The organism is Desulfuromonas carbonis (assembly GCF_054658035.1).
In genome coordinates, this window is sequence record NZ_BAAHXR010000003.1 from 1,167,443 (window position 1) to 1,190,626 (window position 23,184).

A 23,184-nucleotide genomic window follows, 5' to 3' on the forward strand; every position below is an offset into this window, starting at 1 on the left:
TTACATTGGTTGACAGGATGGGCCGGGCGACGACCGCTGAGGGGTTTTTAATTTCTTTATCTTGTCCATAAAGTTCGGTTCCTTACCCCGGTCCAAGGGGGTTTGTGAGTTTTTTAAAACATTGTTTGGTACCTGTTTTGCAATTGACCGGCTACGCATTGGAAGCCTCTGCGCCAGCCGGTCTTTTTTATGGATCAGGCGCGATCGAGCCCGGAAGGAAGGCGTCATGAGCGAAAGCCCGCCACTGCTGCAGGTCAATAATATTTTTCTCTCCTTCGGCGGGGTCCATGCCCTGCGCGATGTCTCCTTCGCCGTCACCCGCGGGGAAATCTTCTCGATCATCGGGCCGAACGGCGCCGGGAAAACCTCGATGCTCAACTGCATCTCCGGGCGCTACCAGCCGAACCAGGGCACCATCTACTTCAAGGAACGCAACATTACCGGCCTCAAGCCCAACGACCGCTGCCAGCTCGGCATCGGCCGCACCTTTCAGAACCTCGCCCTCTTCAGTCACATGTCGGTCCTCGACAACATCATGGTCGGTCGCCACCACCTGCTGAAGAACAACTTCCTGTCCGGTGCGCTCTACTGGTTTTCCGGGGCGCGCCAGGAGGAGCTGGCCCACCGTCGCGACGTCGAGGACATCATCGACTTTCTCGAGATCGCCCCTATCCGCAAAGCGATCGCCGGAACCCTCTCCTACGGCCTGCGCAAGCGGGTCGAGCTGGCCCGTGCCGTGGCGCTGCGCCCCGATCTGATCCTCCTCGACGAGCCGATGGCCGGCATGAACCTCGAGGAGAAGGAGGATATGGCACGCTACATCATCGACCTCAACGAGGAGTGGGGAATGACGGTGATCATGATCGAGCATGACATGGGGGTGGTCATGGATATCTCGCACCGGGTGATGGTGCTCGACTTCGGCAAGAAGATCTGCGCCGGGCTGCCGGAGGAAGTGATGGAGAACGAACAGGTCAAGAGTGCCTACCTCGGTGTCGGCGTCGATGAGGGACCGGCGGAAGCGCCCGGGGAGGTGGCCTGATGGGAGGGGCTGCGGCGCACTATCCGGACATCCGGCAGTTCGACACCTTTCCCAAGCTGCTCGCCTACAATGCAGCCAACTGGCCGCGGGAGGTGGCGCTGCGGGAGAAGGAGTTCGGCATCTGGAACGCCTTTACCTGGGCCGATTACCAGGAGAGCGTCAAATACTTCGCCCTCGGAATGCACCAGCTCGGTATCGGTCACGAGGATGCGGTCGGCATCATCGGCGACAACCGCCCGGAATGGGTCTACGGCGAAGTCGCCGCCCACGCCCTGCGGGCAATGATCTTCGGCATCTACCAGGATTCGCTCAACGAGGAGGTCGCCTACCTGATCAACTATGCCGGCGCCCGCATCATCCTCGCCGAGGACGAGGAGCAGGTTGACAAGGTGCTGGAAATTACCGAGGAGTGTCCCGGGGTCGAGCACATCATCTACTGCGACCCGCGCGGCATGCGCAAGTACGACGACCCGCGGCTGCTGAGCCACCACGACCTGATGGCCAGGGGGCGCCAACTCGACGCCGAGCAGCCCGACCTCTACGCCCGGCTGGTCGCGGCGGGGCAGGCGGCGGACGTCGCTATCCTCTGCCCGACCTCGGGGACGACCTCCAACCCGAAGCTGGCAATGCTTCAGGCCGGGCCGATGCTCGAACACTGCCTCGCCTACCTCGAAGCCGACCCCAAGTTCCCGAGCGACAACTACGTCTCGGTCCTCCCCCTCCCCTGGATCATGGAGCAGGTCTATGCCGTGGCCCAAGCGCTGATCAGCCGCATCGTCGTCAACTTCGTCGAGGAGCCGGAGACGATGATGTCGGATTTGCGCGAGATCGGGCCGACCTTCGTCTTGCTGGCGCCGCGGGTCTGGGAATCGATCGCTGCCGAGGTCAAGGCGAAGATGATGGACGCGACCCGCTTCAAGCAGGCGATGTACCGCTTCGGCATGCAACTGGCGGCCAAAGCGGCCGCCGCCGCCCCGGGGCGGCGCTCAAAGCTCGCCTACTGGCTGCTCTTCCGCCCGCTCAAGGACCGCCTCGGTTTCACCTACCTGCGCTCGGCGGCGACCGGCGGCGCGGCCCTCGGCCCCGACACCTTCAAGTTCTTCCTCGCCATGGGGGTGCCGCTGCGCCAGCTCTACGGCCAGACCGAGCTCGCCGGCGCCTACACCATCCACGCGGCAGACGATGTCGACTTCGACAGCGTCGGTGTCCCCTTCCGCAACGCCCAGGTGCGCATCGACCATCCCGACGCCAACGGTGTCGGCGAGGTGGTGGCGAAGACCTGCGGCATGTTCAGCGGGTATTACAAGAATGAGAAGGCGACCGCGGAGTCGCTGGAGGATGGCTGGATGCATACCGGCGACGCAGGCTACTTCAAGAAGGAGAATGGCCACCTGGTGGTGATCGACCGCATCAGCGACCTCGCCGCCACCGCCCACGGCGACAAGTTCTCCCCCCAGTTCATCGAGAACAAGCTCAAGTTTTCCCCCTTCATTGCCGAGGCGGTGGTGCAGGGGGACGGCCGCGACTATCTCGCGGCGATCATCTGCATCCGCTTCGAGATCGTCGCCAAGTGGGCCGAGCAGCGTGGCATCGCCTTTACCAACTACATCAACCTCTCGGCCCAGGAGAGTGTCTACGCCCTGATCCGCAAGGAGGTGGAGACGGTCAACGCAAGTCTGCCGGCGGTGCAGCAGATTCGCAAGTTCCTCCTCCTCTACAAGCAGCTCGACGCCGACGACGGCGAGCTGACCCGGACCCGCAAGGTGCGGCGCGGGGTGATCAAGGAGAAGTACGCCGAGATCATTGACACCATCTATTCGGACCAGGAGCTGGTCCACATCGACACCGTGATCACCTTTCAGGACGGCAACAAGTCGCGGGTGCAGACCGACGTGCGGGTGGTCGATCTCGGCCGCAGCGCCGGCTGATAGGCTCTCGCTGCTGCCGCGGAGACAAGGAAGGCAACCATGAATCTGGAACTTCTGACACAGATGATCGTCAACGGCCTCATCGTCGGCACCCTCTACGGGGTGGTGGCGATGTGCTTCGTCCTGATCTACAAGTCGACCCGGGTTGTCAACTTCGCCCAGGGGGAATTCCTGCTGATCGGCGCCTGGACCTGCTGGGCGATGCTGGTCAAGTTCGAGCTCCCCTTCTACGTCGGTTTCCCGCTGACCCTCGCCTTCATGATGGTCTTCGGCATCGTCCTGCAGGTGGTGGTGCTGCGGCCGATGATCGGCGAACCGATCATCTCGGTGATCATGGTCACCATCGGCCTCTCGATGTTCTTCCAGTCCCTCGTCTCCTGGATCTTCGGCGGCTACACCAAGGCCTTTCCCAAGGTCTTCGACACCGAGTCGATCAATATCGCCGGGCTGCAGATCGAGACCGCCTACATCATGAGCATGGTCGTTTCGTTGATCATCATGGTCGGCTTCTACATCTTCTTCAAATACTCGCGCATGGGCCTGGCGATGCGCGCCACCGCCTTCAACCAGCAGATCGCGCAGAGCCTCGGCATCTCGGTCAAGCATGTCTTCGCCGCCGCCTGGGCGATCTCCGCCGTCGTCTCGGCCCTGGCCGGGGTGGTGATCGGCATGGTCAACGGCGTCTCCTCGGCCCTCTCCTTCATCGGCATCAAGGTCTTCCCGGTCGTCATCCTCGGCGGCCTCGACTCGATCATCGGTTCCATCGTCGGTGGCCTGCTGATCGGGGTGCTGGAGAACCTCGCCGAATTCTTCGACAGCCAGTGGCTCCATCTCGGCAACATGTACAACATCGCCCCCTTCTATGCCCTGGTCATCATCCTGATGATCAAGCCCTACGGCCTCTTCGGCACCAAGGATATCGAGAGGATCTAAGCTTATGGCCTCTGCCCATTCGCGGATGCGCTGCGGCGAATTCCGCACCAGCTACCAGTCGGACATGACGATCTTTCCGACCCCCCTGGCGCGGCGGGTCGCCATCGTCGCGGTGATCGGGCTTCTCTTCGCGCCGCTGCTGCTCAACGCCTACCAGCTCAACCTGCTGATCCAGATCGGTTACTACGGCATCGCCGCCCTCGGCCTCAACATCGTCGTCGGCTTCACCGGCCAGATCTCCCTCGGCCATGCCGCCTTCTTCGGCCTCGGCGCCTTCGCTTCGGCCTGGCTCAGCAACAATACCGGCATCCCGGTCTTCTTCTGCATCCCACTGGCCGGGCTGGCGACGATGGCGGTCGGCCTGCTGGTCGGCATCCCCGCCGGCCGCATCAAGGGGCTCTACCTGGCGATCGCCACTCTCGCCTCCCAGTACATCCTCGAGGACTTCTTCGCCCGTGCCGACTGGTTCACCGGCGGCTCGGCCGGCGCCATGGCGAGCCCCTTCACCCTCTTCGGCTACATGTTCAACAGCGACCGCTCCTATTTCTACGTCGTCCTCACCTACGTGGTGGTCATGTACCTCGCCGGCACCAACCTGCTGCGCAGTCGTGACGGCCGCGCCTTCGTCGCCGTGCGTGATCACTACCTCTCGGCCGAGATCATGGGGATCAACCTCAACAAGTACCGGATCCTCTCCTTCGGTATCTCCTCCTTCTACGCCGGCATCGGCGGCGCCCTCTTCGGCCACTACCTCGGCTTCGTCTCCGCCGAGGGCTTTACCCTGCTGCTGTCGATCCAGTTCCTCGGCATGGTGATCATCGGCGGCCTCGGTTCGGTGATGGGGTCGCTGCTCGGGACGATCTTCATGGTGCTGCTGCCGGAGGTGATGGAGTTCGGCGTCCATCTCGTCGGCAGCAACAACAGCGCCCTGACCCAGGCCCTGGCCTACATCAAGGAGATGGCGATCGGCCTGGCGATCATCCTCTTTCTGATCTTCGAACCGGACGGTCTCTCCCATCGCTGGAAGATGATCAAGAACTACTGGAAGCTCTACCCGTTCTCCTATTGAGACACGCTCATCCCGGGCAAGGGTGCCCGGGGTTATCCGTTGCATCACGGGGTAAAGACGCCCCAGCGGCCCGTCGCGGGCCATCAACGCAGAGAAGGAGGAACCAGATCATGCGCAAGACTCTCTTATGTGGGTCGGTATTGCTGGCACTGTGCGGATTCTCAAACCTGGCCATGGCGGCGGAGACCATCCCCGTCGGTCATCTCGCCTGCTACACCGGTCCGACCTCGGATGTCGGTGTCCCCTATGGCAATGGCGTCGCCGACGCCATGACCTACATCAATGCCAACGGCGGCATCGATGGCAAGCAGCTCAAGTTCGAGACTGTCGACTACTCCTACAAGGCGCCGCAGGCGATCGCCACCTACAAGGGGTGGATCTCCGGTCTCAAGCCGGTCGCCATCCAGGGGTGGGGGACCGCCGACACCGAGGCGCTGGTGCAGTTCGTCGCCAAGGACCAGATCCCCTACTTCTCCGCCTCCTACTCGGGGCATCTGACCGACCCGAGCGGCAAGTCGCCGCGCAGCAAGGCGCCGGCCCCCTACAACTTCTTCTACGGCCCCTCCTACTCCGACACCTGCCGCGGCCTGGTCCAGTGGGCGGCCGAGGACTGGAAAGCCAAGGGGAACAAGGGGAAACCGAAGTTCATCCACATGGGGGCCAACCACCCCTATCCCAACGCGCCCAAGGAAGCCTGCGCTGCCTATGCCGAGGAGCTCGGCTTCGAAGTCCTCAACCCGATCGTCTATGACCTCAAGCCGGGCGACGCCAAGGCCCAGTGCCTGACCCTGAAGGACTCGGGCGCCAACTACGCCTACATGGGGAACACCGCCGGCTCCAACATCTCGCTCCTCAACTCCTGCGGCACTGTCGGCGCCAAGCCCCAGTTCCTCGCCAACGTCTGGGGCTGGGACGAAAACTCGATCAAGGCCGCCCAGGAGTCGGGCGACGGCGTGGCGGTTCCCCTCGGTGCCCCGGACTGGAAGTCGAGTGCCCCGGGCATGGCGATGGTGCATGCGATCTCCAAGATGTCCGATCCGAGCGGCGAAACCTACCGCAACCTCCACTACATGCGCGGCGTCTGCGCCGTCTTCTTCATGAAGGACGCCATGGTCGCCGCCGACAAGATGCCGGGCGGCATCACCGGGCCGAACATCAAGAAGGGGATGGAGCAGATGAAGGATCATGTCCCGGCGGGTCTCGAAGGGGTTTGTACGCCGTCGACCTGGACCAACGAGGATCATCGCGGGACGACCGAGATCTCGGTCTATACCACCACCTACAATGGGGGTGATTTCAAGTTCAACAAGCAGGCGACGGTCGAAGTGCCGCGGCGCGACGACTGGCTCGGCTGGTAGAAAGAACCGGGCCGGGGCGGCGCGCGGCGCCGCCCCGGCCATCCCCCGGCTCGTGGTTCGCGGCGGCCGGTCGGCGCGATGCCGGCGACCGGCCGCCGGGAAGCTCAAGCCCGCAACGAGGAGGCCTGCCCATGGGTGAAGCAGCGGCAGCAGTCGCACCGAAGGAATCGATCCTCTCGGTCAACAACATCGAGGTCGTCTACGACGACGTCATCCTGGTGCTGCGCGGCATCAGCCTGGAGGTGCCGAAAGGGGAGATCGTCACTCTGCTCGGCCCCAACGGCGCCGGCAAGTCGACGACCTTAAAGGCGATCTCGGGGCTGCTCAAGACCGAGGACGGCGAAGTCACCCGTGGCACCATCCACTTCAAGGGGGAGTCGATCAGTAACCGCGATCCCGACGCGATCGTGCGCCGTGGCATCTTCCAGGTGATGGAGGGGCGGCGCATCGTCGAGGACATGACCGTCATCGAGAACCTGCGCCTCGGCGCCTACACCCGCCGCGATCGCATGATCAAGGACGACATCGACAAGGTCTTTCACTACTTTCCCCGGCTCAAGGCGCGCACCGGGCTCGCCGGCTACCTTTCCGGCGGCGAGCAGCAGATGCTGGCGATCGGCCGCGCGGTAATGGCCCGCCCGGAGATGATCCTCCTCGACGAGCCGTCGATGGGGCTTTCGCCGCTGCTGGTCAAGGAGGTCTTCGGCATCATCCGCAGCATCAACAAGGAGCAGGGGATCACCATGCTGCTGGTTGAGCAGAACGCCAACATGGCGCTGCACAGCGCCTCCTACGGCTACGTCATGGAGTCGGGGAAGATCGCCCTCGACGGCACCTGCGAGGAGCTGCTCAACAACGAGGACATGAAGGAGTTCTATCTTTCGGGGGGGGACAAGGAACGCAAGTCGTTCAAGAACTTGAAGTCGTATAAACGCCGCAAGCGCTGGATGTGATTTCGGCGGCCGCTAAGGGCCCGGCTGCGGCGTTACGCTTGGAGCTCGGGGCTCGACGTAGCTCCGCTACGCCTGCGCCCCTCCCCCCTGCGCAAGCCTTGCATCCGGACCCTTATCGACCGCCTCGGCGGAGGATAATGTGGAAAACTCGAAGGCAAAAACTATGAGCGAATATTACGACGATCTGGAAACCCGTGACCCGGAGCAGCGCGAAGAGCAGCAGTTCGCTCTGCTCGCCCGCCAAATCGCCCATGCGCAGCGGCAGGCGCCGGCTTATGGCCGGCTCCTCGCCGGGGTCGAAGCTGCGGCGGTCACCAGCCGCGCGGTGCTCGCAAAGCTGCCGCTGACCCGCAAGGAGGAGCTGGTCGAACTGCAGCGCCGTGAGCCCCCCTTCGGCGGACTGGCGGCGGCCCGGGTGCCGGAGCTCAACCGCATCTTTGCCTCGCCGGGACCGATCTACGAGCCGGGGAGTGCCCGCCCCGACTTCTGGCGCTTCGCCCGCGCCCTTTTCGCCGCCGGCTTTCGCCGCGGCCAGCTGCTGCACAACTGCTTCGCCTACCACTTCACCCCGGCCGGGGCGATGGTCGAGGCCGGCGCCCACGCCCTCGGCTGCGCCGTCTTCGCCGCCGGACCGGGACAGCTCGAAGGCCAAGTGCAGACCATCGCCGACCTGCGCCCCGACGGCTATGTCGGCACGCCGTCCTTTCTGAAGATGATCCTCGACAAAGGAGCCGAGTCCGGCAGCGACGTCAGTTCGCTGCGCCACGCCCTCGTCTCCGGCGAGGCGCTGCCGGCAAGCCTGCGCGACCGGTTCGCCGGGCGCGGGCTGCAGGTACTGCAGTGCTACGCCACCGCCGATCTCGGCGTCATCGCCTACGAGTCGCCGGCCCGCGAGGGGTTGATCCTCGACGAGGGGGTGATCGTCGAGATCGTCCGGCCGGGGAGCGGCGACCCACTCCCCGATGGCGAGGTCGGCGAAGTGGTGGTGACGACCCTCGCCCCGGAATATCCGCTGCTGCGCTTCGCCACCGGCGACCTCTCGGCAATCCTTCCCGGCCCCAGCCCCTGCGGCCGCACCGGCCGCCGCATCCGCGGCTGGCTCGGGCGCGCCGACCAGACCGCCAAGGTGCGTGGCATGTTCGTGCGCCCCGGCCAGGTTGCCCAGGTCCTTAAACGCCACCCCGAGGTCGGCCGCGGGCGGCTGATCATCGACCGCAGCGACGATCAGGATGTCATGGTGCTGCACTGTGAAGTTGCCTGCACCGCTCCCGAGGGACTCGTGGCGGCGATCGTCACCAGCATCCGTGAACTCTGCAACCTGCGCGGCGAGGTCCAGCTGGTCGCGCCCGGCAGCCTCGCCAACGACGGCAAGGTGATCGACGACCGGCGCCCGGTCGACCATGCTGGATGACGCCCTGCGCGGCTGCCGCGTCCTCGATCTCAGCCAGTACCTCCCCGGTCCCTACGCCACCCGCCTCCTCGCCGATCTCGGCGCCGAGGTTGTCAAGATCGAGCCCCCTGCCGGCGACCCGATGCGGACCTTTATCTGCCGCGACGACGATGGCATCTCTCCCCTCTACAAGCAGGTCAACGCCGGCAAGATTGTCGTCTTTCTCGATCTAAAAAGTGGCGGCGGCCAGGCCGCCTTCGCCGAGCTGGTGACCGCGGCCGACGTTCTGCTCGAGTCGTTCCGCCCCGGGGTGCTGGAGCGCCTCGGCTTCGGCCGCGAACGATTGGCCGAGTTCAACCCGCGTCTGATACATTGCGCCCTCTCCGGCTTCGGCCAGGACGGCCCGGCGAGTCAGCGTGCCGGGCACGATCTGACCTACATGGCGCTGAGCGGCATGCTCCATTCCACCGGCACCGTGCAGACTCCGGTTATCCCCTTTCCGCCGGTCTCCGATTACGCCGGCGGTGAGAAGGCGGCCGCGATGATCCTCGCTGCCCTGCTGAAGCGGCAGCGCACCGGGGCCGGGTGTTTCCTTGACACCAGCCTCTTCGAAACAGTTCTTGCCTGGCAGTCCTTTGGCCAGGCGGCGGCGCAACAGGCCGGCCCGGACCTCGGACGCGGGCGCGGGCTGATCACCGGCGGCGCCGCCTGTTACCAGATCTATCCGACCGCCGACGACCGCTTTGTCGTCCTCGCCGCCCTCGAAGCCAAGTTCTGGCACGCCTTCTGTTGCGCCGTGGAACGCCCCGACTGGATTGACCGGCAGCAGGAGCCGCTGCCGCAGACCGTCCTGATTGCCGAGCTGCGGGCGTTCTTTGCCAGCGCCGACCGCGACGCCTGGGTGGCGCGCCTGGCACGGGTCGACTGCTGTTTCGAGCCGCTGCTCGAACCGGAGGAAGTCCTGCGCCAGCCGCAGGTGGTCGCTCGCCATCTGCTGGCCCCCGCAGTGGGCAATTCGTTGCCGGCCGATATCCTCCTGCCGCTGCATGTCGATGGCGAGCCGCCCCGCTCCCGGCGACCGCTGGTCACGGTGGCGGCCGAAGATGTGGCCGCCCGCTGGCGCACCCCTTTCGTCCCCGCTCCGGAGGTCCGATGAAAAATCTTCCCGCACTAAAAGATGCCATTCTGGAAGTGAGCGGGCCCGTCGCCCTGCTCAGCTTTAACCGCGATGACGTGCGCAACGCCCTTACCGGTACCGCCCTGGTCGAGGATATCGTGCAGGCCGTCGCCTGGGTCAATGCCTCCCCCGCGATCTCGGTCCTGATCCTGACCGGCAACGGCGCCGCCTTTTCCGCCGGCGGCAATATCAAGCAGATGCAGGCACGCGAGGGGATTTTCGCCGGCTCGGCCCTCGCCATCGAGGAGAACTACCGGCACGGCATCCAGCGCCTGACCCTGGCGATGGCGGCGGCGGAGGTGCCGCTGATCGCCGCCGTCAACGGCGCCGCCGTCGGCGCCGGCTTCGATCTCGCCTGCATGTGCGATCTGCGCCTGGCCAGTCACGGCGCGGTCTGCGGCGAAACCTTCATCAACCTCGGCATCATTCCGGGGGATGGCGGTGCCTGGTACCTGCAGCGCCTGGTCGGTTACCAGCGTGCTGCCGAACTGACTCTGACCGGCCGCATGATCGGGGCGGAGGAAGCGTTCGCCCTCGGCCTCTTCCTGGAACTCTGCGATCCTGACGCCCTCCTGAGCCGGGCCCGGGAGCTGGCCGCGACCATTGCCGCCAAGCCGCCGCAGGCGGTGCGCCTCGCCAAGCGCCTGCTCGGCCTCGCCCGCAACCATGATCTGCCCGCAACCCTCGCCTTTTCGGCGGCCTTTCAGGGGATGCTGCACCAGAGCGACGATCACCTCGAGGCGGTCAACGCTTTTCTCGAAAAACGTCCCGGCCGCTTCAGCGGGCGCTAGGCAGAGCGACCGTCCTGCGCTGTAAACGACGGTGATACCAGTGTCACCATCGCAACAGGGGTGATCGGATGTGGTCGCCCCTGTTCCCTTCAAGGCAGATGCCGTGCGCCGGCCCAGGCCCCCGGTTGAGCGGGGTTGCGCGGGACGGACGGCCGTGGCGGCGGCAGGGGGCGCCGCTTGGTATCTTCTTTGCTCTATAGGCCGCCAGGCTTTGCATAGGACCCAGTGGTCCTATAAGTCCCATAGGACCTATGAGACAAATGGGACCTATGAAACCCTGAGCCCGAGATCCCCACAGGAGGCCCCACCCATGAAGATCCTCGTCTGCATCAAGCAGGTTCCGGATTTGGAATCGCGCTTCAAGCTCAACGCCGCCGGGACCTGGTACAGCGAACAGGACCTCGCCTGGCGCATGAACGAGTACGACGAATACGCCGTCGAACAGGCGGTGCAGCTCAAGGAGGCGAGCGGCGGCGAACTGGTGGTGTTGAGCCTCGGCCCCGAGCGGGTGCGCGAAGCGCTTAAAAAGGCGCTGGCGATGGGGGCCGACCGCGGCGTCCACCTGCAGGACGATGCCAGCTTCGCGAAGGACCCCTCCCAGATTGCCGCGGCAATCGCCGCCTACGCCAAGGACGAGCAGTTCGACGTCGTCTTCACCGGCCTGCAGTCCCAGGACCGCGGCAGCGCCCAGGTCGGCGTGCTGCTCGCCGCAGCCCTCGGCCTCAACGCCGTCACCACCATCGTCGACTTTAGCCTGGCGGGGAGCGTCGCCACCGTCAAGCGCGAGCTCGAAGGGGGGGTGAAGGCCGTCGTCGAAGTAACCCTGCCGGCCCTCTTCACCTGCCAGCTGGGACTGAACACCCCGCGCTACCCGACCCTGCCCAACATCATGAAGGCGAAGAAGAAAGAGATCGCCGCCCTGCCGGTGAGCGTTCCGGAAGGGCGCACCACCACCCTCAAGACCGCTTATCCGGAGAAGAAGGGGGGCGGGCTGGTGCTCGAAGGGGAGGTCGGCGCCCTCGCCGACCAGCTGCTGGCGCTGCTGAAAGAAAAGACCGCCGTGCTGCGCTAGTGCCGAAACCACCACCCGCCAACCAGGGAGAGACCCGATGAAAGCCTTGCTCGTTGCCGAATCCCGCCAGGGAGAGCTCCTCGCCGCCAGCTACGAACCGCTCGCCTTTGCCCAGAAACTCGGGGCCCAGAGCGCCATGTTCCTGGTCGGCAGCCGCCAGAGCCTGCCCCAGTTTGATGGCCCCCTCTACTTCGCCGACGCCGGCGCCGCCGGCGACTACCAGCCCGACCTGCACAAGGCGCTCTTGCAGCAGGCGATCGCGAAAGAGCAGCCCGATCTGGTCGTCTTTTGCCACTCCTCCTACGGCTGGGACCTCGCGCCGCGCCTCGCCGCCGCCCTGGCGGCGCCGCAGATCTCCGAGGTGATCGACATCGTCGAGGGGGGCTACCTGGTGCCGGCCTGCAATGCCAAGCTGCGCCGCACCGTCGCCGCCAAGGGCCCGGTCACCATCGTCACCCTGCAGGCCGGCGCCTTCAGCCTCTCCGCCCCCCCCGCCGGCAGTCCGCAGCTTGAAGAGCTCAGCGTCGCCGGCGCCGACAGCGGCATCCGCCTGACCGGCTACGAAGCCGCCGAGAAGGGGGGCGTCGATCTCGGCAAGGCCGAGGTGATCGTCAGCGCCGGGCGCGGCATCGGCAAGCCGGAGAACCTGGCGCTGATCGAAGCGCTGGCGAAAGCGTTGCACGGTGAATACGGGGCGAGTCGGCCGGTGGTCGATGCCGGCTGGGCCGACCACAGCCGGCAGGTCGGCTCCACCGGGCAGACGGTGGCGCCCAAGCTCTACGTCGCCTGCGGCATCAGCGGAGCGATCCAGCACCTGGCCGGGATGAAGAAATCGGACTACATCGTCGCCATCAACACCGACAAGGAGGCGCCGATCGGCGAAGTCGCCGACGTGCTGGTGGTCGCCGACCTCAAGCAGTTCGTCCCCGCGCTGACGGCGAAACTGGCGAAGTAAACCGACGAGCCGTTGCCACAGAGGCACGGAGACACAGAGAAACCTTCAGTCAAGATTTTTCTCTGTGAACTCTGTGTCTCCGTGGCCAACTTTAAGACTATTAAGAAAGGTCAAAGCCATGTCAGACGTTTTCGTAGTTGAAGCCCTGCGCACCCCCTTCGGCTCTTTCGGTGGCGTGCTTGCCGATGTCCCGGCGCCGCGCCTCGGTGCCGCCGTGGTCGCCGCGCTGGTCGCGCGCTGCGGTATCCAGCCCGCCGATGTTCAGGAATTCATCGCCGGCCAGGTGATCTCCGGCGGCTGCGGCCAGGCCCCGGCGCGCCAGGCGATGCGCTTCGCCGGCCTCCCCGACGGCATCCCGGCGATGACCATCAACAAGGTCTGCGGCAGTGGCCTGAAAGCGATGATGCTTGCCGCCGATTCGATCCGCCTCGGCGAGAGCGGCGTCGTCATCGCCGGCGGCATGGAGAATATGTCGCTCGCCCCCTACGCCCTGCCGGCGGCCCGTTACGGCATGCGCATGGGGAATGGCGAGGCGGTCGACCTGCTGATCCACGACGCCCTGCGCGATCCTTACACTGGCCGCCACATGGGGGAGGTGACCGAGGATGTCATTGCCGCCAAGGGGCTCAGCCGCGCCGCCCAGGACGAGTACGCCCTCGACTCCTATCGCCGCGCGCAAAAGGCGCAGCGCGACGGCGTCTTCGCCCGCGAGATCGTGCCGGTGGTCAAGCAGGGGCGCAAGGGGGAGACGGTGGTCGACAGCGACGAGGAGCCGGCGCGGGTCGATTTCGACAAGTTCGCCGGTCTCAAGGCGGTCTTCCGCAAGGAGGGGAGTATTACCGCCGGTAACGCCTCGACCATCAACGACGGCGCCGCCTTCGTCCTCCTCGCCGGGGAGGAGGCAGTCAAGCGCCACGGCTTCAAACCCCGCGCCCGTCTCGTCGCCTACGCCACCAACAGCCTGCATCCCGACCAGTTCCCGGTGGCGCCGATCGGCGCCATCGAGCGGGTCTGCGCCAAGGCCGGGTTGAAACCGGCCGAGCTCGACCTGTTCGAGATCAACGAGGCTTTCGCTGCGGTCGCCCTGCTGGCGATCGACAGCCTGAAGCTCGATCGCGAGCGGGTCAACATCCACGGCGGCGCCGTCGCCATCGGCCACCCGGTCGGCGCCAGCGGCGGACGGCTGGTCGCCACCCTGCTCAACGGCCTCGAACGGCGGCAAAAACGCTACGGCCTCGCCACCCTCTGCATCGGCGGCGGTGAGGCGGTGGCGGCGATCTTCGAACGACTTTAAGGCTGTTGGCCACGGAGACACAGAGGTCACAGAGGGAAATTCAAATCCAAAGCTGACTTAAGAATAAGCTCTAAACAAGAATTATGAATTTCTCTGTATCTCCGTGTCTCTGTGGTGAGGGTAAAAGATTTCGATTCGAGGAGGAGATGAGATGGCAATCGAGCGGATCATGGTGGTCGGCGCCGGCCAGATGGGGGGCGGCATCGCCCAGGTCGCGGCGCAGGCCGGGTTCGAAGTGGTGCTCAACGATCTTAAGGCCGAATATGTCGAGAAGGGGCTCGCCTTCATGGGCAAGCTCCTCGACCGCAACATCGAAAAAGGGAAGCTGACGGCCGAGCAGAAGGCGGCCACCCTCGGCCGCATCACCCCCTCGACCGCCCTCGAAGACGCCGCCGGCGTCGACTTCGTGGTCGAGGCGGCGAGCGAGCAGATGGCAATCAAGGCGGAGATCTTCCGCAGCCTCGATCGCGTCGCCCGCCCCGGGGTGATCCTGGCGAGCAACACCTCGTCGTTGCCGATCACCGAAATCGCCGCCGTCACCGGCCGTCCCGAAAGCGTCATCGGCATGCATTTCATGAACCCGGTGCCGGTGATGCAGCTGGTCGAGATCATCCGCGGCATCGCCACCAGCGACGCCGTTTACCAGAGTGTCGAAGGGCTGGCCAGGCAGCTCGGCAAGGTGCCGGTGGAGGTCAACGACTACCCCGGCTTCATCTCCAACCGGGTGCTGATGCCGATGATCAACGAGGCGATCTACTGCCTCTACGAGGGGGTCGCCTCGGTGGAGGCGATCGACACGGTGATGAAGCTGGGGATGAATCACCCGATGGGTCCGCTCACCCTGGCCGACTTCATCGGTCTCGACACCTGCCTGGCGATCATGGAGGTCCTTTACGAGGGGTTCGCCGACAGCAAGTATCGTCCCTGCCCGCTGCTGCGCAAGATGGTCAAGGCCGGCTGGCTCGGCAAGAAGAGCGGCAAGGGCTTCTACACCTACTGAAACGGGAGAGTGCACATGGAGTTTAGCAACCTGCTGCTGGAAATCGAAGCCGGCGTCGCCGTCGTCACCGTCAATCGCCCCGCCGCCCTCAACGCCCTGAGCGCCGCGGTTTTGGAAGAGCTGAACAGCGCCTTCGGGCTGCTGCGCGACGATCCCCAGGTCGCCTGCGTGATCCTCACCGGCGCCGGACCCAAGGCCTTCGTCGCCGGCGCCGACATCGCCGCGATGCAGCCCCTCGACGCGGTCAGTGCCGCGAGCTTCGCCCGCCTCGGCCACGCCCTGATGAACCGCATCGAGACATTTCCCAAGCCGGTGATCGCCGCGGTCAACGGCTTCGCCCTTGGGGGCGGCTGCGAGCTGGCGATGGCCTGCGATATCCGCCTCGCCAGCGACAACGCCAGGTTCGGCCAGCCCGAGGTCAACCTCGGTGTCATCCCCGGCTTCGGCGGCACCCTGCGCCTGGCGCGGCTGGTCGGCAAGGGGCGGGCCAAGGAGCTGATCTTCACCGGCGACATGATCGACGCCGCCGAAGCCTGCCGCATCGGTCTCGCCAACCGGGTGGTGGCGGCCGACCAGCTCCTCCCCGAGGCGAAGAAGCTGGCGGCGAAGATTGCTGCCAAGGGGCCGCTGGCGGTGCGTTTTGCCAAGGAGGCGATCGACAGCGGCCTGGAGATGGACCAGGACCGGGCCGGCCGCTTCGAGGCGGACCTCTTCGGCCTCTGCTTCGCCAGCGCCGACCAGAAGGAAGGGATGAGCGCCTTCCTCGAAAAACGCCAGGCCAAGTTCAGCGGCCGCTGAAAGGTGACCCGGCGATGCATCTCGACCTCACGGAAGAACAGAGCCTGATCCGCGACACCGCCCGCGAGTTCGCCCGCGCCGAGCTCGAGCCGGTGGCGGCGGCCCTCGACCGCGGCGAAAACCCGGAAGCCTTCTTCGCCAACCTGCAGAAGCTCGCCGAGCTCGGTTTCATGGGGCTCAACGTGCGCAGTGAGTACGGCGGCGCCGAGGCCGGGGTGATCGCCTTCAGCGTCGCCCTCACCGAGCTGGCGCGGGCCTGCGCCGCGACGGCGGTGACGGTCTCGGTCAACAACATGGTCTGCGAGGTAATCCAGGAGGTCGGCAGCGCGGCCCAGCGCCAGCGCTACATCCCGCGCATCTGCTCCGGCGCGTATCGCGCCGGCGCCTTCGCCCTCACCGAGCCGGGGGCCGGCTCCGACCCGGCGGCGCTGACCACCCAGGCAGTCCGCGACGGCGACCACTGGCTCCTCAACGGCAGCAAGATCTTCATCACCAGCGCCCCCTACGCCGGCGTCTTCGTGGTCTGGGCGGTGACCGACCGCAGCGCGCCGAAAGGGAAGGGGATCAGCTGTTTCCTGGTCGAGGCCGGCACCCCCGGTTGCAGCGTCGGCCGCGCCGAGGAGAAGCTGGGGCAGCACGCCTCGGTCACCAGCGAGCTCCATTTCCAGGATTGCCGGGTGCCGGCCGACGCCCTGATGGGCCGGCTCAACGATGGCTTTCGCATCGCCGTGGCCGAACTCTGCGGCGGCCGCATCGGCATTGGCTCCCTCGCGCTCGGCATCGGCCTGGCGGCGCTCGACGCCGCCACCCGCTACGCCCTGGAGCGCAAGCAGTTCGGCCAGCCGATCGCCGACTTCCAGGCGATCCAGTGGAAGATCGCCGACAGCGGCACCGAACTCGAGGCGGCGCGGCTGCTGCTGATGAACGCCGCCTTTCGCAAGGAGCAGCGGCGCAGCTTCGCCAAGGAGGCGTCGATGGCCAAGCTCTTCGCCAGCGAGGCGGCTAACCGCGCCTGTTACGAGGCGCTGCAGATCTTCGGTGGCTACGGTTACACCACCGAGTTTCCGGTCGAACGCTACTGCCGGGATGCCCGGGTGACCACCCTCTACGAAGGGACCAGCGAAATCCAGCGGCTCATCATCGCGCGCGAGATCCTGCGCGGGTTCGCTTGAAAAACCTGGAATTGGCCACAGAGACACTGAGGACACAGAGAGAAAATCGACATCAGCAGCTTCAGGCAAGGGGTTAACCCTTACAAGACGTTGCTTTCTCTGTGTCTCCGTGACTCTGTGGCAAACAAATCGAATCCCTATCAAGTAACCAAGGAGGCGCCATGTATTTCGAACTGACCGAGGAACAGAAACTGATCCGCCAGACCGTGCGCGAGTTCGCCGAAAAGGAGATCAAGCCCGGGGCCGCCGTGCGCGACGAGACGGAAAGCTTCGATCGCCTTCTGATGCATGACCGGGTCGCCGAGCTCGGCCTCGCCGGCATCGTCTTTCCCGAAGAGTACGGCGGCGCCGGCGCCGACTACATCAGCTACGCCATCGCCGTCGAGGAGCTCTCGCGGGTCTGCGCCTCCACCGGGGTGACCCTTTCGGCCCACCTCTCCCTCGGTGCCAACCCGATTTACCTCTTCGGCAGCGAGGAGCAGAAGCAGAAGTTCCTCGTCCCCCTCGCCGAGGGGAGCAAGCTCGGCGCCTTCGCCCTGACCGAGACCTCGGCCGGCTCCGACGCCGGCGGCACCAAGACCACCGCGGTGCGCGACGGCGACAGCTGGGTCCTCAATGGCACCAAGATCTTCTGCACCAACGGCGGCGAGGCGGAGATCTATATCGTCTTCGCCCGCAGCGACCGCAGCGCCGAGAAACACCACGGCATCAGCGCCTTCATCGTCGAAAAGGAGACCCCCGGCTTCAGCTTTGGCAAGAAGGAGTCGAAGATGGGGATCCGCTCCTCGCCGACCCGGGAGCTGGTCTTCGACAACTGCCGGATTCCCGCCGAGAATCTCCTCGGCCCCGAGGGGAGCGGCTTCAAGGTGGCGATGAAGACCCTCGACGGCGGCCGCATCGGTATCGCCTCCCAGGCCCTCGGTATCGCCCAGGGGGCCTATGAAGCAGCCCTCGCCTACGCCCGCGAGCGCCGGCAGTTCGACCAGCCGATCGCCGGTTTCCAGGCGGTGCAGTTCCTGCTCGCCGACATGGCGCTGCGTATCGAGGCGGCGCGGCTGCTGGTCTACCAGTCGGCCTGGCGGGCGAGCGCCGGCCTCTCCTACGGCAAGGAGTCGGCGATGGCCAAGCTTGCCGCCTCGGAGACCGCCATGTGGGTGACGACCAAGGCGGTGCAGATTCACGGGGGCTACGGTTATACCCGCGACTTCCCGGTCGAGCGGATGATGCGCGACGCCAAGATCACCGAGATCTACGAGGGGACGAGCGAAGTACAGCGCATCGTCATCGGCGCCGCGGTCACCAAAGGCTAGAGGTCTTTCATAGGTCCGATAAGTCCCATAGGACCCATGAGACCAATGGGACCTATGAAAATCGTAAAGGAGTTAACACCATGAAAGCCAACCTCGATGAAGGCCTCTCCCTTTTGCAGCAGCTGAGCAAAGAGGAACTGATCGCGATCATCGTCGATGACGCCAAGAACTGGCTCGCCCACGACGGGCTCTGGTTTCAGGCGGTGGAGCAGCGCTCCGGGATGGAGGCGGCGATCGCCGCCGACAAGGATGCCTGGGAGAGGTTCACCGTGATCGAGGCGAAGCGCATCATGGCGCGCCTCGGCCTCGCCCCCGGCGGCGGCATCCCGGCGCTGGTCGAGTGCCTCAAGCACCGCCTCTACGCCCGCCTCAACCTGCAGGAGGCGCTCGAGGTGAGCGACAGCCGGGCCGTCTTCCGCATGGTCGACTGCCGGGTGCAGTCGGCGCGCAAGCGCCGCGGCCTTGCCGATTTCCCCTGCAAGACGGTGGGGATCGTCGAGTACGCCGGCTTCGCCAGCACCATCGATGCGCGCATCGTCACCCGCTGCATCGCCTGTCCCCCCGACCCCCATCCGGACGACTACTGGTGCGCCTGGGAGTTCACCCTCGCCGACGGCGCGGCGTGACGAGCTGTCCCGGATGGCGTCACCGCCGTTGCCTTTGTTTACAGCCGGGGCGCCCCGGGGAGCCGGTGCGGCAGGAAAGAAAAGTAACCTTTTCAATGATTACCGATAGCTGGACTTTTCCGGTGAAATTGTCGTTGCGCTGCAAGGGGGGTTGGTATCACCCGTGCAATCGAGGGGAGTGAACCCTTTGATTGACGGCAACCGTCTCAGGCAGGGAGTGGAGCCATGGAAAGCTACCCCAGTTTGGATTTCCAGTTGGGAGATGAGGTCGAGCTGCTGCGCGACACCGTGCGCAGCTTCGCTCGCGCCGAGATCGCCCCGCGCGCGGCCGAGATCGACCGCAGCAACAACTTTCCCATGGATTTGTGGCCCAAGATGGGAGCGCTCGGCCTGCTCGGCATCACCGTCGGCGAGGAGTACGGCGGCGCCGAGATGGGCTACCTCGAGCATGTCGTTGTGATGGAGGAGCTCAGCCGCGCCTCTGCCTCGGTCGCCCTCTCCTACGGTGCCCACTCCAATCTCTGCGTCAACCAGATCTTCCGCAACGGCACCCCCGAGCAGCGCGCCCGCTACCTGCCGAAGCTGGTGAGTGGCGAGCAGGTCGGGGCCCTCGCCATGAGCGAGGCCGGCGCCGGTTCCGATGTCGTCAGCATGCGCCTGCGCGCCGACAAGGAGGGGGACCACTATCTTCTCAATGGCCACAAGATGTGGATCACCAACGGCCCCGAGGCCGACACCTTCGTCGTCTATGCCAAGACCGACATGGAGGCGGGTCCGCACGGCATCACCGCCTTCATCGTCGAACGGGACTTCCCCGGTTTTTCCACGGCGCAAAAACTCGACAAGCTCGGCATGCGCGGTTCCGGGACCTGCGAGCTGGTCTTCGAGAACTGCGAGGTCCCGGAGGCGAACGTCCTTGGCAGCGTCGGCAAAGGGGTCAAGGTGCTGATGAGCGGCCTCGACTACGAACGGGTCGTCCTCGCCGGTGGCCCCCTCGGCATCATAGCGGCCTGTCTCGATGTCGTCCTCCCCTACCTTCATGAGCGCAAGCAGTTCGGCCATCCGATCGGCCAGTTCCAGCTGATGCAGGGGAAGCTCGCCGACATGTACACCACCTTCAACGTCTGCCGGGCCTATGTCTACACTGTGGCCAAGGCCTGTGGCGGCAAGGGATCGCTGCGCAAGGACGCGGCAGGGGCGATCCTCTACGCCGCCGAACGCGCCACCTGGATGGCGCTGGAGGCGATCCAGTGTCTCGGCGGCAACGGCTACATCAACGACTATCCGACCGGGCGGCTGCTGCGTGACGCCAAGCTCTACGAAATCGGCGCCGGTACCAGCGAGATCCGGCGCATGCTGATCGGGCGCGAGCTCTTCGAGCAGACGACCTGAGGGTCGGGACGGGACCAGGATGAGCAGGACAGAAGGTCCGATCATGATGACGGTGCTGGCCGAGCGGCTGCAGGTGCAGTGGTTCCGGCCGCAGCAAGCGGCCGGAACCGCTACCCAGCCGACCGTGGTGCTGCTGCACGAGGCCCTAGGCAGTATCGCCCAGTGGCGCGGCTTTCCGCAAACCCTGGCCGACGCCACCGGCCTGCCGGTGATGGCCTATGACCGCTGCGGCTTCGGTGGCTCCCAGGCGCTGATGGCGCCCCGCGGCCTCGACTACCTCGATCGCGAACTCGCCAGTCTCGACGCCCTGCTGAGCGCCTGCGACATCCAGCGGCCGCTCCTCTTCGGCCACAGCGACGGTGCGACCCTGGCTCTGCTTTACGCGGCCGCCTTCCCGGAGCGACCGCTGGCGGTGATCAGCGAAGCGGCCCATCTCTTCGTCGAGGAGGCGACCCTGGCGGGAATCCGTGCCGTGGTCCAGCGCTGGCAGAACAGCGACCTCTGCCAGCGCCTCAGCCGTTACCACGGGGCGAAGGCCGAAACGGTCTTTGCCACCTGGGCCGAGACCTGGCTCGACCCGGCCTTCCGCAGCTGGAACGTCGAGGCGCAGATGGCCGCGGTGCGCTGCCCGGTTCTCGCCCTGCAGGGCGAAAACGACGAGTTCGGCACCGTCCGCCAGCTGCAGGCGGTAGTGGACGGGGTGGGTGGCCGCTGCCGCAGCTGCCTGCTCGCCGATTGCGCCCACGTTCCCCACCGCCAGGCCGAAGCCGAGGTGCTGGCCGAAGTGTGCGACTTCCTCGGCGAACTGGTCGCCGCCTGATCCCGGAGGGACGATGGAGATTCGCAACCCCAACTATCGCGCAGCAACCGCCGCCATCTTCGGCGCCGCCCCCTTTATCGGCGAGCTCGGCATCGAAGCGGTGACCATCGCTCCCGGCCGCGTCGAAACGCGCCTGGCGGTGACGGCGCGCCACCAGCAGCAGGACGGGTTTATCCACGCCGGGGTCCAGGCGACCCTCGCCGACCATACCGCCGGCGCCGCGGCCTTTACCGTGATCGGCGCCGACCAGCTGGTTTTGACCAGCACCTTCACGATCAACCTCCTCGCCGCCGCGCGGGGCGAGGAGTTGTGGGCCCGGGCCGAGGTGATCAAGGCCGGGCGCCGCCTGGTAGTGGCCGAGGCGAGCGTCTATGTACGGCAGGCCGCGGCCGAACAGCTGGTGGCCCGGGCGCTGGTGACCCTCGCCGTGCTGCCGCGGCCGACGAAAAATAGCGAGGACCACCCGCAAGGGTAGGGGACGGCGAATACCATGACCCTTCTCAAGAGTTCGATCAACAGCCAGAGTGAGGAATTCCGCGCCAATGCCGAGGCGCTGCGGCGCCAGGTCGCCGACCTCGAGGAGCAGGTCGCGCGGATCAAGCGTGGTGGCGGCGAGCAGTCCTGCGCCAAGCATGTCGGTCGCGGCAAGCTGCTGCCGCGGGAGCGCATCCGCCACCTCCTCGATGTCGGCTCCCCCTTCCTCGAACTCTCCCAGTTCGCCGCCTTCAACATGTACGGCGGTTCGATCCCGGCCGCCGGGCTGATCACCGGCATCGGCCGGGTGGCGGGGGAGGAGTGCATGATCGTGGCCAACGACGCTACGGTCAAGGGGGGGACCTACTTTCCGATCACCGTCAAGAAGCACCTGCGCGCCCAGGAGATCGCCGCGGAGAATCATCTCCCCTGCATCTACCTGGTCGACTCGGGGGGTGCCAACCTCCCGGAGCAGGACCAGGTCTTCCCCGACCGCGAGCACTTCGGCCGCATCTTCTACAACCAGGCGACCCTCTCGGCCCGCAACATCCCGCAGATCGCCGTGGTGATGGGGTCCTGCACCGCCGGCGGCGCCTACGTCCCGGCGATGGCCGACGAGAGCGTCATCGTCAAGGGGAACGGCACCATCTTCCTCGGCGGCCCGCCGCTGGTCAAGGCGGCGACCGGCGAGGTGGTGACGGCCGAGGAGCTCGGCGGCGCCGAGGTCCACTGCCGCACCTCGGGGGTGACCGACCACTACGCCGAGAACGACGAGCACGCCCTCGCCATCACCCGGCGCATCGTCGGCCACCTCAACCGTCGCAAGCCGCCGCTCGGCCTGAAGCTGCGCCCGGTGCAGGAACCCCTCTACGACCCGGCGGAGATCGACGGCATCATCCCCGCCGACGTGCGCAAGCCCTACGACGTGCGCGAGGTGATCGCCCGGCTGGTCGACGGCAGCGAGTTCGACGAGTTCAAGCAGCTCTTCGGCGCCACCCTGGTCTGCGGTTTCGCCCACATCTTCGGCTACCCGGTGGGGATCGTCGCCAACAACGGCATCCTCTTTTCCGAGTCGGCCCTTAAAGGGGCGCACTTCATCGAGCTCTGCAGCCAGCGCGGCATCCCGCTGATCTTTTTGCAGAACATCACCGGCTTCATGGTCGGCAGCAAGTACGAGGCGGGCGGCATCGCCAAGGATGGCGCCAAGATGGTCACCGCCGTCGCCTGCGCCGCCGTCCCCAAGTTCACCGTCCTGATCGGCGGCAGTTTCGGCGCCGGCAACTACGGCATGTGCGGTCGCGCCTACGGTCCGCGCCTCCTCTTCATGTGGCCCAACGCGCGCATCTCGGTGATGGGGGGCGAACAGGCGGCGAGCGTCCTCGCCCAGGTCAAGCGTGACGCCCTCGAGGCGGCCGGCGGCAGCTGGAGCCGGGACGAGGAGGAAGCCTTCAAGGCGCCGATCCGTGAACAGTACGAGACCCAGGGGCACCCCTACTACGCCAGCGCCAGACTCTGGGACGACGGCATCATCAAGCCGGCCGACACCCGCATGGTCCTCGGCCTCGGGCTGTCGGCGGCGCTCAACGCGCCGATCGCCAAAACCGACTTCGGCATTTTCAGGATGTGAGCC

21 protein-coding genes are annotated in these 23,184 nt (G+C 65.9%); all 21 read left to right on the forward strand.

The features are described from left to right. Positions 1-226 precede the first annotated feature (226 nt). Positions 227-1,042, forward strand: coding sequence for an ABC transporter ATP-binding protein (locus ACYQ8E_RS12305; protein WP_066722498.1), 816 nt, complete (start codon positions 227-229; stop codon positions 1,040-1,042). Further along, the gene (locus tag ACYQ8E_RS12310; protein WP_066722501.1) at positions 1,042-2,970 is read left to right on the forward strand and encodes a long-chain fatty acid--CoA ligase; all 1,929 of its coding nucleotides are present in this window, start codon (positions 1,042-1,044) and stop codon (positions 2,968-2,970) included. The genes ACYQ8E_RS12305 and ACYQ8E_RS12310 overlap by 1 nt, the downstream gene beginning before the upstream one ends. Before the next feature lie 39 nt (positions 2,971-3,009). Next, positions 3,010-3,903: a branched-chain amino acid ABC transporter permease gene (locus ACYQ8E_RS12315; protein WP_066722510.1), complete on the forward strand. Its 894-nt coding sequence runs from the start codon at positions 3,010-3,012 to the stop codon at positions 3,901-3,903. Positions 3,904-3,907: 4 nt separating this feature from the next. Continuing rightward, entirely contained in the window at positions 3,908-4,972 is a 1,065-nt protein-coding gene (locus ACYQ8E_RS12320) for a branched-chain amino acid ABC transporter permease (protein WP_066722514.1), read from the forward strand. Between the two features lie 110 nt (positions 4,973-5,082). Continuing rightward, positions 5,083-6,330 (forward strand): ABC transporter substrate-binding protein, encoded by a 1,248-nt coding sequence (locus tag ACYQ8E_RS12325; RefSeq protein WP_066722517.1) that lies wholly within the window; start codon positions 5,083-5,085, stop codon positions 6,328-6,330. 131 nt (positions 6,331-6,461) lie between these two features. Then, positions 6,462-7,283 (forward strand): ABC transporter ATP-binding protein, encoded by an 822-nt coding sequence (locus ACYQ8E_RS12330; protein ID WP_066722519.1) that lies wholly within the window; start codon positions 6,462-6,464, stop codon positions 7,281-7,283. 163 nt (positions 7,284-7,446) lie between these two features. Continuing rightward, complete coding sequence (locus ACYQ8E_RS12335) at positions 7,447-8,694, forward strand: phenylacetate--CoA ligase family protein (protein ID WP_066722521.1); 1,248 nt, start codon at positions 7,447-7,449, stop codon at positions 8,692-8,694. After that, on the forward strand, positions 8,684-9,829 hold the full coding sequence (locus ACYQ8E_RS12340) for a CaiB/BaiF CoA transferase family protein (RefSeq protein WP_459861054.1): 1,146 nt from the start codon (positions 8,684-8,686) through the stop codon (positions 9,827-9,829). Before ACYQ8E_RS12335 ends, ACYQ8E_RS12340 begins: the two co-directional genes overlap by 11 nt. Continuing rightward, positions 9,826-10,641 (forward strand): enoyl-CoA hydratase-related protein, encoded by an 816-nt coding sequence (locus ACYQ8E_RS12345; RefSeq protein WP_066722525.1) that lies wholly within the window; start codon positions 9,826-9,828, stop codon positions 10,639-10,641. The genes ACYQ8E_RS12340 and ACYQ8E_RS12345 overlap by 4 nt, the downstream gene beginning before the upstream one ends. Before the next feature lie 310 nt (positions 10,642-10,951). Then, positions 10,952-11,713, forward strand: a complete 762-nt coding sequence (locus ACYQ8E_RS12350) for an electron transfer flavoprotein subunit beta/FixA family protein (protein ID WP_066722526.1) — start codon at positions 10,952-10,954, stop codon at positions 11,711-11,713. Between the two features lie 37 nt (positions 11,714-11,750). Then, a complete protein-coding gene (locus ACYQ8E_RS12355; RefSeq protein ID WP_066722527.1) occupies positions 11,751-12,668 on the forward strand; it encodes an electron transfer flavoprotein subunit alpha/FixB family protein in 918 nt (305 codons plus the stop codon). Between the two features lie 118 nt (positions 12,669-12,786). Next, the gene (locus ACYQ8E_RS12360) at positions 12,787-13,962 is read left to right on the forward strand and encodes a thiolase family protein (RefSeq protein ID WP_066722530.1); all 1,176 of its coding nucleotides are present in this window, start codon (positions 12,787-12,789) and stop codon (positions 13,960-13,962) included. A 151-nt stretch (positions 13,963-14,113) separates the two neighbouring features. Continuing rightward, entirely contained in the window at positions 14,114-14,962 is an 849-nt protein-coding gene (locus ACYQ8E_RS12365; protein ID WP_066722534.1) for a 3-hydroxybutyryl-CoA dehydrogenase, read from the forward strand. 15 nt (positions 14,963-14,977) lie between these two features. Further along, a complete protein-coding gene (locus ACYQ8E_RS12370; RefSeq protein ID WP_066722543.1) occupies positions 14,978-15,760 on the forward strand; it encodes an enoyl-CoA hydratase-related protein in 783 nt (260 codons plus the stop codon). 14 nt (positions 15,761-15,774) lie between these two features. Continuing rightward, a complete protein-coding gene (locus ACYQ8E_RS12375) occupies positions 15,775-16,932 on the forward strand; it encodes an acyl-CoA dehydrogenase family protein (RefSeq protein WP_066722547.1) in 1,158 nt (385 codons plus the stop codon). Positions 16,933-17,093: 161 nt separating this feature from the next. Further along, the gene (locus ACYQ8E_RS12380) at positions 17,094-18,242 is read left to right on the forward strand and encodes an acyl-CoA dehydrogenase (RefSeq protein ID WP_066722549.1); all 1,149 of its coding nucleotides are present in this window, start codon (positions 17,094-17,096) and stop codon (positions 18,240-18,242) included. 80 nt (positions 18,243-18,322) lie between these two features. After that, complete coding sequence (locus tag ACYQ8E_RS12385) at positions 18,323-18,868, forward strand: DUF6125 family protein (RefSeq protein ID WP_066722551.1); 546 nt, start codon at positions 18,323-18,325, stop codon at positions 18,866-18,868. A 225-nt stretch (positions 18,869-19,093) separates the two neighbouring features. Next, entirely contained in the window at positions 19,094-20,260 is a 1,167-nt protein-coding gene (locus ACYQ8E_RS12390) for an isovaleryl-CoA dehydrogenase (RefSeq protein ID WP_066722554.1), read from the forward strand. A gap of 19 nt (positions 20,261-20,279) precedes the next feature. Further along, the gene (locus tag ACYQ8E_RS12395) at positions 20,280-21,080 is read left to right on the forward strand and encodes an alpha/beta fold hydrolase (protein ID WP_082820084.1); all 801 of its coding nucleotides are present in this window, start codon (positions 20,280-20,282) and stop codon (positions 21,078-21,080) included. 13 nt (positions 21,081-21,093) lie between these two features. Beyond that, the gene (locus tag ACYQ8E_RS12400; protein ID WP_066722559.1) at positions 21,094-21,555 is read left to right on the forward strand and encodes a PaaI family thioesterase; all 462 of its coding nucleotides are present in this window, start codon (positions 21,094-21,096) and stop codon (positions 21,553-21,555) included. A 15-nt stretch (positions 21,556-21,570) separates the two neighbouring features. Further along, positions 21,571-23,181, forward strand: a complete 1,611-nt coding sequence (locus ACYQ8E_RS12405; protein WP_066722561.1) for a carboxyl transferase domain-containing protein — start codon at positions 21,571-21,573, stop codon at positions 23,179-23,181. Positions 23,182-23,184 lie beyond the last annotated feature (3 nt).